The 13638-nt window shown below is 65.6% G+C and carries 14 protein-coding genes; 5 read left to right on the forward strand and 9 right to left on the reverse strand.

Going from position 1 to position 13638, the window contains the following annotated elements:
• Positions 1 to 6: 6 nt before the first annotated feature.
• The 7 genes from JWN68_RS16150 to JWN68_RS16180 form a co-directional block, all read right to left on the reverse strand.
• On the reverse strand, positions 7 to 1503 hold the full coding sequence (locus tag JWN68_RS16150; RefSeq protein ID WP_297740752.1) for a CoA-acylating methylmalonate-semialdehyde dehydrogenase: 1497 nt from the start codon (positions 1501 to 1503) through the stop codon (positions 7 to 9).
• A 59-nt stretch (positions 1504 to 1562) separates the two neighbouring features.
• Positions 1563 to 2438: a sugar phosphate isomerase/epimerase family protein gene (locus tag JWN68_RS16155; protein WP_297740754.1), complete on the reverse strand. Its 876-nt coding sequence runs from the start codon at positions 2436 to 2438 to the stop codon at positions 1563 to 1565.
• Between the two features lie 29 nt (positions 2439 to 2467).
• On the reverse strand, positions 2468 to 3478 hold the full coding sequence (locus JWN68_RS16160; RefSeq protein WP_297740756.1) for a Gfo/Idh/MocA family oxidoreductase: 1011 nt from the start codon (positions 3476 to 3478) through the stop codon (positions 2468 to 2470).
• Between the two features lie 80 nt (positions 3479 to 3558).
• Entirely contained in the window at positions 3559 to 4371 is an 813-nt protein-coding gene (locus JWN68_RS16165; RefSeq protein ID WP_297740758.1) for an ATP-binding cassette domain-containing protein, read from the reverse strand.
• Complete coding sequence (locus JWN68_RS16170; RefSeq protein ID WP_297740760.1) at positions 4364 to 5431, reverse strand: ABC transporter permease; 1068 nt, start codon at positions 5429 to 5431, stop codon at positions 4364 to 4366. The genes JWN68_RS16165 and JWN68_RS16170 overlap by 8 nt, the downstream gene beginning before the upstream one ends.
• Positions 5432 to 5535: 104 nt before the next feature.
• Entirely contained in the window at positions 5536 to 6609 is a 1074-nt protein-coding gene (locus tag JWN68_RS16175) for a substrate-binding domain-containing protein (RefSeq protein WP_297740763.1), read from the reverse strand.
• Between the two features lie 94 nt (positions 6610 to 6703).
• Positions 6704 to 7705, reverse strand: coding sequence for a sugar phosphate isomerase/epimerase (locus JWN68_RS16180; RefSeq protein ID WP_297740764.1), 1002 nt, complete (start codon positions 7703 to 7705; stop codon positions 6704 to 6706).
• 262 nt (positions 7706 to 7967) lie between these two features.
• Here JWN68_RS16180 and JWN68_RS16185 point away from each other — a divergent pair, with 262 nt between their 5' ends.
• The 5 genes from JWN68_RS16185 to JWN68_RS16205 all read left to right on the forward strand — a co-directional run bounded on the left by JWN68_RS16185 (position 7968) and on the right by JWN68_RS16205 (position 11638).
• Positions 7968 to 8726, forward strand: coding sequence for a TSUP family transporter (locus tag JWN68_RS16185; RefSeq protein ID WP_297740766.1), 759 nt, complete (start codon positions 7968 to 7970; stop codon positions 8724 to 8726).
• Between the two features lie 50 nt (positions 8727 to 8776).
• Positions 8777 to 9547: a GntR family transcriptional regulator gene (locus tag JWN68_RS16190; protein WP_297740768.1), complete on the forward strand. Its 771-nt coding sequence runs from the start codon at positions 8777 to 8779 to the stop codon at positions 9545 to 9547.
• A gap of 140 nt (positions 9548 to 9687) precedes the next feature.
• Positions 9688 to 10056: an MMPL family transporter gene (locus tag JWN68_RS16195; protein WP_297740770.1), complete on the forward strand. Its 369-nt coding sequence runs from the start codon at positions 9688 to 9690 to the stop codon at positions 10054 to 10056.
• A gap of 207 nt (positions 10057 to 10263) precedes the next feature.
• On the forward strand, positions 10264 to 10461 hold the full coding sequence (locus JWN68_RS16200; protein WP_297740772.1) for an IS3 family transposase: 198 nt from the start codon (positions 10264 to 10266) through the stop codon (positions 10459 to 10461).
• A 952-nt stretch (positions 10462 to 11413) separates the two neighbouring features.
• On the forward strand, positions 11414 to 11638 hold the full coding sequence (locus JWN68_RS16205; RefSeq protein ID WP_297740774.1) for a DUF2188 domain-containing protein: 225 nt from the start codon (positions 11414 to 11416) through the stop codon (positions 11636 to 11638).
• Positions 11639 to 11714: 76 nt separating this feature from the next.
• On the opposite strand, the gene JWN68_RS16210 is transcribed toward JWN68_RS16205, so the two are convergent.
• Both JWN68_RS16210 and JWN68_RS16215 read right to left on the reverse strand, forming a co-directional pair.
• Positions 11715 to 12413 carry a response regulator transcription factor gene (locus JWN68_RS16210; RefSeq protein WP_297740885.1) on the reverse strand — a complete coding sequence of 233 codons (699 nt, stop codon included), beginning with the start codon at positions 12411 to 12413 and terminating at the stop codon, positions 11715 to 11717.
• Between the two features lie 295 nt (positions 12414 to 12708).
• Complete coding sequence (locus JWN68_RS16215) at positions 12709 to 13434, reverse strand: GAF and ANTAR domain-containing protein (protein WP_297740776.1); 726 nt, start codon at positions 13432 to 13434, stop codon at positions 12709 to 12711.
• Positions 13435 to 13638: the final 204 nt, after the last annotated feature.

Here is a 13638-nt window from a genome sequence, read left to right on the forward strand (position 1 = left end):
AGGCGTTCACTTGGCTGTGGGGAAGTGGAAGGAAGCCTCGCTGGCGTGGTCGACGTGCGGCCACCTGGCCGTGACCACCTTGGCGCGGGTGTAGAACGCCACACCCTCGGGGCCGTGGACGTGCTTGTCGCCGAACAGCGAGTTCTTCCAGCCACCGAAGGAGTAGAAGGCCATGGGCACGGGGACCGGCACGTTGATGCCGATCATGCCGACGTGGACGCCTCGCTGGAAAGTCCGGGCAGCCTCACCGGAGTTGGTGAAGATCGCCGTGCCGTTGCCGTAGGGGTTGGCGTTGATGAGGGCGATCGCCTCCTCGACCGATCCCGAGCGGACGACCGACAGGACGGGACCGAAGATCTCTTCACGATAGACATCCATGGACGTCGACACCTGGTCGATGACGGTGGGACCGACGAAGAACCCGTTCTCGTAGCCGGGCACCTTCAGGTCACGGCCGTCCACGGTGAGGGTGGCTCCCTGCTCCTCGCCCGTCCCGATGAGACCGATGATGCGCTCCTGGGCCGCCTGGGTGACAACAGGACCCATTTCGTTGCCCGCGACGCGACCGGAGCCGACCTGCACCGCACGAGCGCGCTCGTTCACCGCTTCCAGGATGAGATCGCCAGCGGATCCGACCGCCACGGCCGCGGAGATAGCCATGCAACGCTCGCCCGCCGAGCCGAACGCCGCCGCCGCCAGGTGGTCGGCGGCGAAGTCGATGTTGGCGTCGGGGAGAATGACGGCATGGTTCTTGGCGCCGCCGAGCGCCTGCACCCGCTTGCCGTTCGCGCTGCCGCGTTCGTGGATGTACTTCGCGATGGGCGTAGAACCGACGAACGACACTGCCGCGACATCGGGTGAGTCCAGGATCGTGTCGACGGCGACCTTGTCGCCGTTGACGACGTTGAAGACACCGTCCGGCAGACCTGCCTCCTGCCACAGCTCGGCGATCCTCATTGCGGCCGAGGGGACCCGCTCGGACGGCTTCAGGACGAAGGTATTGCCACAGGCGATGGCGACGGGGAACATCCACATCGGCACCATGGCCGGGAAGTTGAAGGGCGTGATCCCGGCGACCACGCCCAGTGGCTCGCGGAAGGAATAGGTGTCGACATTGGTCGATACCTGGTCGGAGTAGTCACCTTTGAGCAGCGTGGGGATGCCGCACGCGAACTCGATCACTTCCATCCCACGCTGGACCTCACCCAGCGAGTCGGAGAGCACCTTGCCGTGCTCATCGGTGATCAGCTCGGCGATCTCTGCCGCATGCCGGTTCACCAGCTCGCGGAATGCGAACATGATCTTGGTGCGCGCGCTGACCGAGGTCTGTGACCAGCTCGGGAAGGCGTCCTGGGCGGCGGCGATGGCGGACTCGACGTCGCCCACCGAACCCAGCAGCACCTCGGCCTGCTGCTCGCCGGTGGCGGGGTTGTAGACGGCTCCGACGCGATCACTGGTCCCGGTCGTGGGCTTGCCGGCGATCCAGTGTTCGATGGTCTTCATGAAAGGGCTCCTGCCTGGTTTGTCTTCGAAGAACGTGGTGGCGTGCTTGTGACGCGGACTCAGCCGGCCTCGCTGACGTACTTCTCGATGGCCTCGCGTTGGTAGACCGCCGTCGCGCTGTTGGCCTCGTTCTCGGCGAACACCGAGGAGCACAGCACCGTGTCGTCACGGTCGAGAAAGCCGATCTTCTTCAAGCCTGCGAAGAACTCGTCCCATTTGATGTCCCCGTCGCCGATCTTGAGGTGCTGGTGGACGCGGACCTGGTTGCCAGGTGGATTGGTGATGTATCGCAGCCCGTGGCTCGCCGAATGGTCCATGGTGTCGGAGACGTGCGCGATGCGGAGGCGTGAGCCGGCCGCGGACATGATGTCCAACGGCGCCTCCTGCATGTGGAAGGTGTGGGAGGCGACGTACACCATGCCCAGGTTGGGGGAGTTGATCCCGCGGATGACCCGCCACGCGGCGAGACCGTTCTCGACGAAGTCATCCGGGTGGGGGTCGATGCAGACGGTGAGCCCCTCGCGTTCGATGATCGGTACGAGCTCCTCCATGGACCTGTAGAAGGCGCGCTCGGACTCCTCGGCGCGTTCCGGACGGCCCGAGAACTCGGTGCCGATGAGCTGGACGCCCAGGTCGACGGTGATCTGAATCGCGCGCTTCCAATAGCGCACGGCAGCCTCGCGGGCGTCCTCGTCGGGACCCGACCAGCGCAGCACCGGCAACGTCGAGGCGATCCCGACACCGGCGTCCTGGCAGGCCTTCTTCAGCTGACGCACCAGCTCGTCGTCAGCTTTCGGGTGGTTGAAGAACGGAATGAAGTCGTCGTGGGGGGTCATCTGGAGCCACTCGTAGCCGAGGTCGGCTGCCACCTGCGGGAACTCCAGAAGGGAGTTGGTGTGGTGGAAGGGCGTGGGGTCAAGCGCGATACGCACCATGGTCTGTCTCTCTGTCCTTCGCTCGGTCGTCAGGCGTAGAAGTCGGGCTTCGGGGCGTACGCGACCTCGACCCGGCGTCCGCTGAGGAGGGCCTCGGTCCCGGCTGCGCAGGCGGCTGCCACCAGATAGCCATCCCAAGCGGACGGGCCGTCTATGCCACCATTCCTGGCCGCGTTGACCCACCGCTGCAGCTCAGTCTCGAAGGCCGCCGCGAACCGGGTCTTGAACGACGTGTGCTCGGCTCCCGAGTAGCGACCCTCGTGCCAGATCGTGGTGCCGGACGTGCGGCCGATCTCGGCGATGCCGTTCTCGAAGACCGCTTCGGTCTTCACCTGGTAGCCGAACTTCACGGCGACGTTCATCTCGACGTCAGCGATGACGCCGTTCTCGGTCTCGAGGAACGCCAGGATCGGTTCGTCGAGATCCTTGTGGTCGTTGGTACTGCGCTTCAGGTGCTTGACATCGACGGCCACGATGGGGGAGTCGGTCAGGAAACGTACGACGTCGATCTCGTGCACCACGCTGTCGTTGATGAGCATGTCCGTGGTGTAGCTCTCCGGCACGTCCGGGTTGCGGTGCACGCAGCGCAGGGCCAACAGGTCTCCGTACGGCTGGTCGCGGATGATGTCGCGCAGCTCCATGTACTGGGCGTCGAAGCGACGCATGAATCCGACCTGGATCAACCTACGACCCCCGGCGACCTCGGCGTCGACCACCTTCAGAGCCGACTCAGGGTCGGGGGTGAGGGGCTTTTCACACAACGTGGGCAACCCGGCTTCGACTACCGCCAACAGGTCGTCGAGGTGGAACTTCCCCGGCGTGGCGATGAGGACCGCGTCCATCGCCCCCGCGGAGACGGCTGCGTCCAGGGACGCGAACACGGTGCTGCCGGGTGCTTCGGCCGAGGCGGCCTCCGCCTTGGGGATGTCGGGGTCGATCACCGCAGCCACGGCGGCGCCCGCCACACGGTCACGGATGCGGATGATGTGGTCGGCGCCCATGAGTCCGGCGCCGACGACGCCGATGCGCAGGTCAGACATCGTGTTCCTCTCAGGTTGGGTGGCGGGAAGGCCCGCCTGGTTGTCCGCGCCGACCCGGTCTGGGGTCGGCCCGGACACGTTCAGTGGATGTCGTTGGTGGTGCCGGTGAGGTCGGCGAGCTCGGCCTCGAGCTCGGCCATCGCCTCGCCCCCAGCCATGAGGTCGGTGATCTCCTCACGGGTGCGTTCACCCTTGGCGAAGTCATCGGCCTTTCGACCGTGGATCAGCACGGCGAAGTGATCGCCCACGCTCATGGCATGCGTGACGTTGTGAGTCACCAGAACGACGGCGATGCCGCGCTGTCTGGCCTGCATGATGATGCGCAGGACGTGCGCAGCCTCCTTCACGCCGAGGGCGGCAGTCGGCTCATCGAGGATGAGGACCTTCGCACCGAAGTACACGGCGCGAGCGATGGCCGAGACCTGGCGCTCGCCACCCGACAGGCTTCCGACCAGACGCTCGCCGTCAGTGACGCGCGTGATGCCCATCTGCTGCATCTGCTCGACGACGACTGCGTTGGCCAGCTTCTTGTCGAACACCTTGAACGGCCCGACTCCCTTCTTGGGCTCCACGCCCACGAAAAAGGATCGGCCGAGGCTCATCAAGGGGAAGGTCCCACCGAACTGGTGCACGGTGGAGATACCGCGCTCCGCTGCGCTGCGGGGCGTCTTCAGGGTCACCTCCTCGCCTTCCACTCGCACCGTGCCGGAGGTGGGTTGGTGGAAGCCGGACAGGACCTTGATGAGGGTCGACTTGCCGGCGCCGTTGTCGCCGAGCAGGCACAGGACCTCGCCCTGCCGGATGTTCAGCGATACGTCAGCGAGCGCCTGGTATCCAGCGAAGGTCTTGGACACATTCTCCAGACTCAGATATGGCGTGCTCTGGTCAGACATGGTCGTTCTCCTTCTCCATTGACGGCTCCAGGACAGGCTCAGGCAGCCTGGGGGGATCTGGGGTTGTCGCGGTCGTCGTGACCTTGCCCCCCGAGAGCGCCAAGTTGCGGAAGGTGTTGTTGGCCAGCACGGCGACGAGCAGCAGGAGGCCGATGATCAGCAGCGACCAGTCCGCACCCCACCCGGTCGAGTTGACGCCGCTGGTGACGATGGCGAACGTCATGGTCCCGAAGATCACGCCGAGCGGGGAGCCATAGCCGCCGGTGAGAAGCACTCCGCCGACGACAACCGCGATGATCGAGTAGAACACCTTGTCCTGCCCGGCCGACACTTGTGCGCTTCCATAGAGCGCGACCGTCGTGACGCCGAGCAGTGCGGCGCCGAAGCCGGAGCCCATGAACAAGAAGATGGTGGTGCGCTCGACGGGCACGCCAGCTGCGCGTGCTGACGTCTCGTCCCCGCCGATGGCGAAGATCCAGTTGCCGAAGGTCGTCTTGTAGAGGATCCAGGAGATGACCAGGGCCATGATGAGGAACAGGTAGATGGCGTTCTCGTACGCGAGGTAGATGCGGCCGCCGAACGTCTTCTCGACCCAGGGGTCGACGTCGACTGCAACCTGGACGTTGTCGACGATCAGCTTTGTCACCCCGAAGATGAGCCCGCGGATGAAGAACGACATGGCCAGGGTCACGATGAACGACGACACCTTGGTCTTGGTGACGATCAACCCGTTGAGGAAGCCGAAGAACGTACCGACTGCCAGGCCCGCCGGTAGCCCGATCACGTCAGGGAGGCCGTAATGGCCGCACAGGAGCGCGTACGTGATCGCAGCGGCGGCGATGTTCGAGCCCACCGAGAGATCGAGATGACCGGAGATCATCACGAGTGCGATGGGAAGCGCGACGATGCCGAGCTCGGCGGCGACGTTCACCCAGCCGGCGGTCACCAGGACCGTCGGGAACGTCGGCCACCCGAAGTAGAGGAAGAAGAGGTAGACGGCGAGCGTGCCGACGAACGCGGCGAACTCAGCTCGCCGGGTCAATGCCTTGAAGTCGAACATGTTGTGTGTCTCCTTTACGCAGTCTCGTGCGTTGTGGCAGGAACGGGGTGGACCACTCGGTCTCGGTGGCCCACCCCGTCGGCCGCCGCGCTGGAGCGCTGCGGTCAGCGGTAACCGTCCGCGACGCCGGCCAACACGCTCTCCGCGTTGTCCTTGGTGATGAGTGCCGGCCCGGTGAGCACGGCGCCCGTGGCGGGCAGGATGGAGTACTGGTCGTACATCCAGGCCTGAGACACAGCAAGCCAACCCTGGTACCAGCCCTGCTGGTCGACGGCGAACAGTGCCTCGCCGTCCTTGATGCGGTTGATGATGTTCTCCGACACGTCCCAGCCGCCCTGCTGCGCTTCGCCGCCAGTAGCCTTGAGGGCCGCATTGACGGCGTCGGCGTCGGCGGCGGAGCCGGTCGCGAACCCGTCGATGCTCGGGTCCTTCGCAAGCTCGGCCTGGACCGCGGCAGTGATGGCTGCTGCGTCGCCGAAGCTCTCCGGCGGAAGCTTGATCTCCTCGGCATCGGCGCCCTGACCGGTGGCTCCCTCGATCAGCCCACCGCAACGCTGCTGCCAGTTGACCGCACCCGGCTGCGTGTTGATGCAGCGGATGTTCTCGGAGCCGTTCTCGGCGAAGTACTCACCGGCGGCGACGCCCGCCTGGAACTCGTCGGTGCCGTAGTAGCCGAGAGCCTCGATGGTGCCGTCCTCCATAAGCGGCAGGCCGGCGTTGTACATGAACACCTTGACGCCTCCGTCGATGGCGCTCTGGAGCGCAGGCCCCTCAGCGTCGCCGTCCCAGACAGGCACGGCAAGGGAAGTGCAGTCCTGGGCGACGGCCTGCTCGATGAGCTTGACCATGTCGGGACCGATGTTGTTGTAGTTCGGAAGCGGGATCCAGGTGTACTCGTTGCCGGCCTCCTGGGCAGCCTTGCCTGCCGCGTCGGCGCCGTTCTTGACGACCGCGAAGAACGCGTCGGCGCCACCGATGGCGCAGATGTGCCGGGAGCCGGCTTCTCCAGCGCTACCGACAGCAGCTGAACCGGACCCAGACGTTTCTGCAGTGTCAGAGGCGTCTCCGCCCGAGCAACCGGCGAGCACGAGCACGGAGCACGTGACAGCAGCTGAAACCTTCGTCAGGTGGGCGAAGGGCGACCTACGACCTCCCTCCACGATGTTGAGCAACTTCATGGGTGTTCCTTTCTTTCCTGGTTCCCTGTTCCATGGCGGAACTTGGTCTCGTGTCCTGGAACGGTCGGCGACCGGCTGGCACGAAGTCCTGTGACTAGCGAAGGCCAGCCTTGGCGGCGGCGTCGAGCAGGACGCTGCTGGCGTACTCCAGTCCCTCTATAGGGCCGAAGGAGGTGTCCTCGTGCTCGATGTTGACGATCATGTCGGGGTCGACTCGGTGCAGGGCGGCGAGGAATCGTCCCCAGTAGTCCGCGTCATGCCCCTTCCCGACAGCCACGAAGTCCCAGGCGGACGGGTTGGGCCACTCGTTGGCCCACTCGTCGCCACCGAGATTCACGCGGTGCTCGGTGGCGTCCAGGCGACGGAAGCTGTTGTCTAGGACGCCGTTGATCGTGGCGTGCTGGTTGACGCGGACGTCCTTGGCCGCGGCGTGCACGACCACGTCACCCAGGTGCTCCACCACCGCGATGGGATCCATCTGCTGCCAGAACAGGTGGGACGCGTCAAGCTCGACGCCGATGTTCGTCGCGCCGATTCGCTCGCGCAGCTCCAAGATCGAAGCCGAGTTGAAGACGAGGTTTTGCGGGTGCAGCTCGAGGGCGACCTTGACGTCCAGCTCTCGGGCCAACACGTCGATCTCGGACCAGAATGCGGCGGCCACGTCCCACTGATAGTCCAGGACCTCAAGTGAACCCGAGTTCCACGCGTTGACGATCCAGTTGGGGCGTTGGGCCCCAGGCTCGCCGCCGGGCAGTCCCGACATCGTAACCACGCGATGCTGGCCAAGTCGGTGCGCGAGACGAAGCGAGCGCACGACGTCGGCTGCGTGGGCGTCTCCGATGATCGGGTTGGGATGAAGCGGGTTGCCGTTGCAGTTCAAGCCGAGGATCTCGAGGCCGACGGCCTCGAAGACACCAAGGAAGTCATCCCGCGCCGAGTCGTTCTTGAGGATCTCGTCGATGTTCTCCACGTGCACGGGGGGCAGGAAGCCGCCGGTGTTCACCTCGAGCCCGTCAAGACCGAGACCCTTGATCACCTTGAGCGCCTCGTCGAGCGAGCGGTCATGGAGGATCGCGCTGTACACGCCAAGCTTCATCAGGTCTCCGTCGTCTCGTGAGGGGCGATGCCGACCCGGTGCTGCTGTCGGCGTAACGCCGGTGCGGTGTGTCGGCTGTCACATTGAAAGCGCGTGATGGCCCTCACGTCAAGACTTTGTTCTAACATTCGGACGAAATCTGTGACGTGGCGCACGGTGCGACCCGGCACTTCGGCACTCCTGATGCGTACTGGCCCTTGCCCAATTGGGGGGTCGTCCGCCATGCTGATATGGAGATGTACTAACAAATGCGGGGAGTGGGATGGGTCTATCGGCCGAGGATTGGCTCCTGCTCGCCTTGGGGGCGGCACTTGTCGGCGTCGCGAAGACCGCTGTGAGTGGCGCCGGCGCGCTGGCCGTCGTGCTGTTCGCGGTTGCCCTTCCCGTACGTGATTCGACGGGGGCCCTGTTGCCGCTGCTCCTGGCTGGGGACGTGCTGGCACTCGCCATCTATCGCCGTCACGCGGACTGGGCATTGCTCCTGCGGGTGCTTCCGGGCGTTGTCCCGGGACTGCTGCTGGGAGCGTGGTTCCTGGGCTCTGCCGGGGACCGCCAGGTGCAGGTCGCCATCGGCGTGCTGCTTCTAGCCCTCCTCGGTTGCCAGCTGGTCGCGGGGCCACGGCTGCAAACGACGGTAGGGAGTCAAGGCACTGATGGTCTCGCCCGGCGAGGCATGGCCGTGCTGGCGGGAGTCGGCGCGGGGTTCGCCACGATGACGGCCAACGCCGCGGGGCCGCTGATGACTAGCTACCTGCTCCTGCTGTCCACCCCCACACTGAGCTTCTTGGGGACCCTCAGCTGGTTCTTCTTCTCGGTCAACCTGGCCAAGGTGCCGTTCAGCACGGGACTGGGCCTCCTCTCCCAGGACGCCCTTCTCATGGATCTGGCACTCCTCCCGGCTCTTGCGCTCGGTGCCTGGGCAGGAGTCATTGCCATCCGACGGGTGGACCGCGGCACGTTCGAGCGCGTGGCACTTGCCTCTGGCTTGGTGTCTGCCTGCTTGCTGGTGCTGACGGCATGACCACAAGACCTAGCGCGCGCGCCCGCGTCGGACACTGGGATACTGACGCGGTGAGCCACACCCCCGACGGCACCGTGAGCGAAATCGCGGTGCCGGGGATCGTGGTTGACCGGCGCAGCCCTGTGCCGCTCCACTCGCAGTTGGCCCAGCACCTCGAGAAGGCCATCACCTCGGGCCAGATCCCTCCGGGAGCGTTGTTCACCAACGAGATCGAGCTAGGCGAGCAGCTTGGCGTGTCCCGTCCGACGATGCGTCGCGCCATGCAGCACCTGGTCGACAAGGGCCTGGTTGTCCGCAAGCGAGGAGTCGGCACCCGCGTCGTCCAGCCGAAGGTGAAGCGCCCCCTCGAGCTCACCAGCCTGTACGACGATCTGGCGGCCGGGGGACAAGAGCCGAGAACGCATGTGCTGGCACTGGAAGAGGTCGACGCCGATGAGGAGCTGGCCGGCCTGTTCGGTATCGAGATCGGCGAGCCCTTGGTTCGAGCGGTGCGGCTGCGCAGCGCGGCCGGCCGCCCGATCGCGAAGATGACGAACTACCTGCCGCCGGCCGTCGCTGACTTCACAGCCGAGATGCTCGAGCAGGAGGGCTTGTACGCGTTGTTGCGTGCGCGCGGTGTACAGATGCACATGGCCACGCAAGTTCTCGGTGCTCGTCAGGCGACCGCGAGCGAGTCCCGACTGCTGGACGAGGTGAAGGGCGCCGCCCTGCTCACCATGCAGCGCACCACGTGGGACGATCACGGCGCCATGGTCGAGTACGGCACGCACGTCTACGCCGCGAGTCGCTACAGCTTCGAAACTCATCTCCTGGCCCCATGATCTGGAGTCGGGCTACTACGGGAGCTGCTGACGTTCGGTTTCAATAGGTCTTGGGCCACGGCCTCCAATCTGGCGGACCGCTCGGCTGAAAGAGGCCGCTGACGGGCGTTCGAGCGCGGCGCGACGAGGGCGCCCCGATCATGAGCTTGCTGCCCGTCCTCATGGTCGGCATCCTGTTCGGCCTCGCGATGGCCTACCAGTTCTTCCTCGTTACGCGCATGCACGAGGAACACACCCACGGCGCAGACAACGACACGGCGATCGCAGTGGGCTTCCAGCACGGCGCCCGCGTAGTGACCGCAGCAGCGCTCATCAGGTTCAGCATCTTTGCCGCTTTCTCGTTTCGCCGACAACCCGATCCTCAAGTTGATCGGGTTCGCACTCTCGGCCGGCATCCTTGCGGACGCCTTCTCGGTCCGCATGACACTGGTCCCTGCCCTGATGAGCCTCGTCGGGGATGGAATCTGGTGGTTGCCCGAACGTCTTCAGCGGCTGTTGCCCAACATTGACGTCGAGGCGGCCACACTGAGCCGCGACTCGGTCAGGACTCCCGAACGTTCCGACGCGCTCGTCCGAACGACACTTCCGCATGCGCTGCCGCTTCCATCGACCCTGGTCGCGGTTCGAGGTCGCTGGATGACACGCGTTTGTCACGATCGTCGGGTGCCGGCGCGCAACAGTCTTGTCCGTCCTGGGCGGGCAGGCGCAATACGTCGGTGGCTTCCGACGCCCGGGGCCGCGTCGAGGTCCCGAAGAACGCGTCGTCTTCTTGCGCGGAATACATGGACTGGTTCAACCACCGCCGACTCCACGGAGAGATCGGACTCGTCCCACCCGTCGAGTTCGAGGAACAGCACTACCGCCACAACCCCGTGGCGACCACCGTCGCCGCGTCAGTTCAGAGCCTCTACTGAACCCGGCACGCGACAACGTGGCGTCAGTCCTCGGTCGCCGGGCGGGCTGCCGCTCGTTCTTCGTCGTCCTGTACGCGGGCCTCTGCTGCTTCCTCGCGCGACATCTTGGCGCGATCCCGGTCAACCCCCTTGAAGGAGCGCTCCAACCCGTGTCCTCTGATCGGTCCAAGGACTTTGCATGGCGCTGCCTGTCGTCCGCCGTGGTCCCGGGCGGGTAGTCGGGACGGGCGCGCAGATCGTCGTCCAGCCTGTCGAGTTCGTACTCGCGAGCGTTTGCGATGTTCTCTCGCCGTCCAGCGACTAGGTCGCGACGGTCTGCCATACCCTCGCGTTCGTCGGCCAGCCGTTCACGGCGATCGGCGGTGCGATCGCGGGAGGCTCGCTTCTGGTCCCCGTCCGGCATATCGGCACGACACTCGATGGCCCGCGTGTCGCGAGGCGTCACATCGAGCCCTGTTGTGGGTCAGCAGTAGCGAGAATTTGGCGTTGCAGCCGGCCGGGACAGACGGCGGCGTCCTGAGAGGGCGCTCGCCTACCGGCCGCCCATCCGCGAGGGAGGGCTGCGTTCGATGAGGGCGCCGACCCGACAACCGCCTCTCGGCGAGTGGCCGCTCGTAGCGGCAATATGTAGAGCCCGGGGGGATGAACCGGGCCGGCGCATCCATCCCAACTGCAGACCCCGCACGGGTGTTCCACCAGCGGGTGTGGTCTGCAGCACCGCGAACCCGATGGATGGGCTGCGCGATGGACTCTACGGACCTCGCTAGGACCGTGGCGGGCAACATGAAGGTCCGCGACGTGGCCGAGGAGGTCGTGACGTCCACCAAGGGGAGCCATCGGCCGATCGTCTGAGCACCGGTCATGCGGAGCGCGTACCAGCGCATCTGTGCGCGCTCGATCGGGTACGAGCAAGGAAGTTGAATCGTGTCCGGCCATTCAAGGAGGACATGTCATGCCTGCCGGTGACATCGAGACCTACCACGCTGACCGCAAGTGGAGGAACCGCGTCGAAGCGATCGAGGATCTTCAGGGAGAGTACGACCGCAAGGACGAAGCTGTCCGCATCGGACGGGATGAGGCCCGTGAGACGAAGGTCGAGCACATCATTCGCAACCTCGACGGCACGATCCGCGAACGCAACACCTACGGTCACGACCCGCGCAACATCCCGGGGTGAGCCCGCCTGCACGCGGTTGGTGACACTGGCCCCGCCGGTGCCATATGAGGTCGTCGGCGGGGCTACCTCGTCCTGGTCACGTGCGGTGACGAGTTCCAGTCGGCGTACCTCTCTGAAGGACAGGCGACAGTCGAATCGGACTCGGTAGTTGCTCCACGCGCAAGCCATGCTCCAGACCCCACAGCACGGCCTGGGAGCGGCTGGTCACCCCCATCTTGCGGTAGCCGGTGCGTATGTAGCTCTTGATCGAGTTGATGCTCAGGTACATCTCGCTGGCGATGTCCTTGTTCGACATACCGCAGACGATGAGGCTCACGACCTCGGACTCGCGAGAGGTGAGGCCCAAGTGCTGCCCCGGCCAGGTTTCCTTGCTGTCCGACTCGCTCGACGGCGCTGAGCGTTGAAGGACGCCGCCGGCGGTCTCGACAGCTGCAAGGATCTCCGAGCCACCGGCTGTAGTGGTCACGAATCCGGCCGCACCCACCCTGACCGCCTTGTCGATCTGCTCCCGACCGTCCGCGTCACTGAAGAGCAGAACGGCCGCGCCGGTCTCGTTGATCGCCCGTTTGAGTAGATGTGCGGTGCAGCCGATGACGTCCAGCAGAACGACGTCGAACGCGCCTCGCGGCGGCAGAACACCGATGAGCTGCTCGACCCTGACCCTCTGGTCGTACGGCTTCAGGAGCGCGGCGACGCCGGCGGGCGCGAAGGGGAAGTCGCTGACCACCGCCAACGAGAGCGCTCGATCATCTGCCGTGTGGCACGGCCGAATCATCACGGCCTCACGATCGACAGGACGAGGTTGCGCGTGACACGGTTCGCACTGCCGAGCCCGGCGGGGCCTCGTGCGCCCGGGTAGCTCCCCAGCTCCTCAGGACGTGGCCGCTGGTCGAAGCAATCGATGTGGTGGACAGCGGCTCGCTCGGGCTGCCCAGGATGGTTCGGGGTGTGCGCCATGGTGGTCGCTCCCTCGATGAAGTGAGCGACGCCGTTGTCTTGACGTCTTGTGAAGGACAGTACGCCATCGTGCGGAGGGCTCGCGAGAACGGAGCACCCGACGCCGTCGGAGTTCAGAGCAGTGAGGTGCGGGCAGGTGCGGTGTTGGACCGGTAGCCCTCGTTGCTGGAGGTCACGACCTCTTGGGCCACGACGTAGAGCTTGATGTTGCTGGTCGAGGATGCTCGGACCAGAAATTGAAAGGCTCGGCCCTCGTCGATGCTGTAGCGCTCCATGATGATCCCGGTTGCCTGCCCGATGACCTTTCGGTGATCAAGCGCCCGATTGAGCTGGTCCTGCTCCTGAGCGTGCCCGAGCATGACCGCGACGTGCGTGGCGAACAGCCGGGCCGTGTCCATGGAGCTCCGGTCGATCTCGTCGTTCTCGGTGGAGTACAGGTTGAGCCCGCCCAGGTGACGGCCGTCGGTGAAAAGCTGCACGCCAGCCTGAGATCGAACGCCCTTCTCGATGGCCGCCGGAATGTAGCGCGGCCATCGCTGCTCGTGGCGGAGGTGCTCGACGACCACTACCGGCTCGTCCTCGATGGCGTCGACGCAGGGACCTTCGTGGAGGTCGTACTGCGTCGCGTCGAGCTCCCACACGAGCTGGTCGTTGCCAGCGAGCGTCTCGATGGTGCCGTCGCGCCGCCGCGTGGAGATGCTGGCGTGCTCGAATCCGGGGACGGAGGTGAGGGTCGCTCGCACGATCGCGTCGAGGGTGTCCTCGAGAGTGCCGGTGTGGTTGATTTCCTCGACGGCGTGCGCAATCGCGGCCGCCGCCGTCGGACGGGTGTTTTCCATACTCTGCCTCAGTGCGCTGCTCCAGCGGCAACGCCCGTGAGGGCACGCAACGACCAGATGGGACGATGAGCCCGGGTCCGGGAGCTCCCGTCGAGCGTACTCCGTTCGTTGCTGGCTGGCACTCGAGCCACACGTCCTTACACAGGTCGGCCACCGCCTGTCGCCAGAGCGGGCCGTTGATCAGTCGGTCCCAACGTCAGCGCT

The sequence above is a fragment of the Nocardioides sp. genome (genome assembly GCF_025964975.1).
Taxonomy (GTDB): Bacteria; Actinomycetota; Actinomycetes; order Propionibacteriales; family Nocardioidaceae; genus Nocardioides.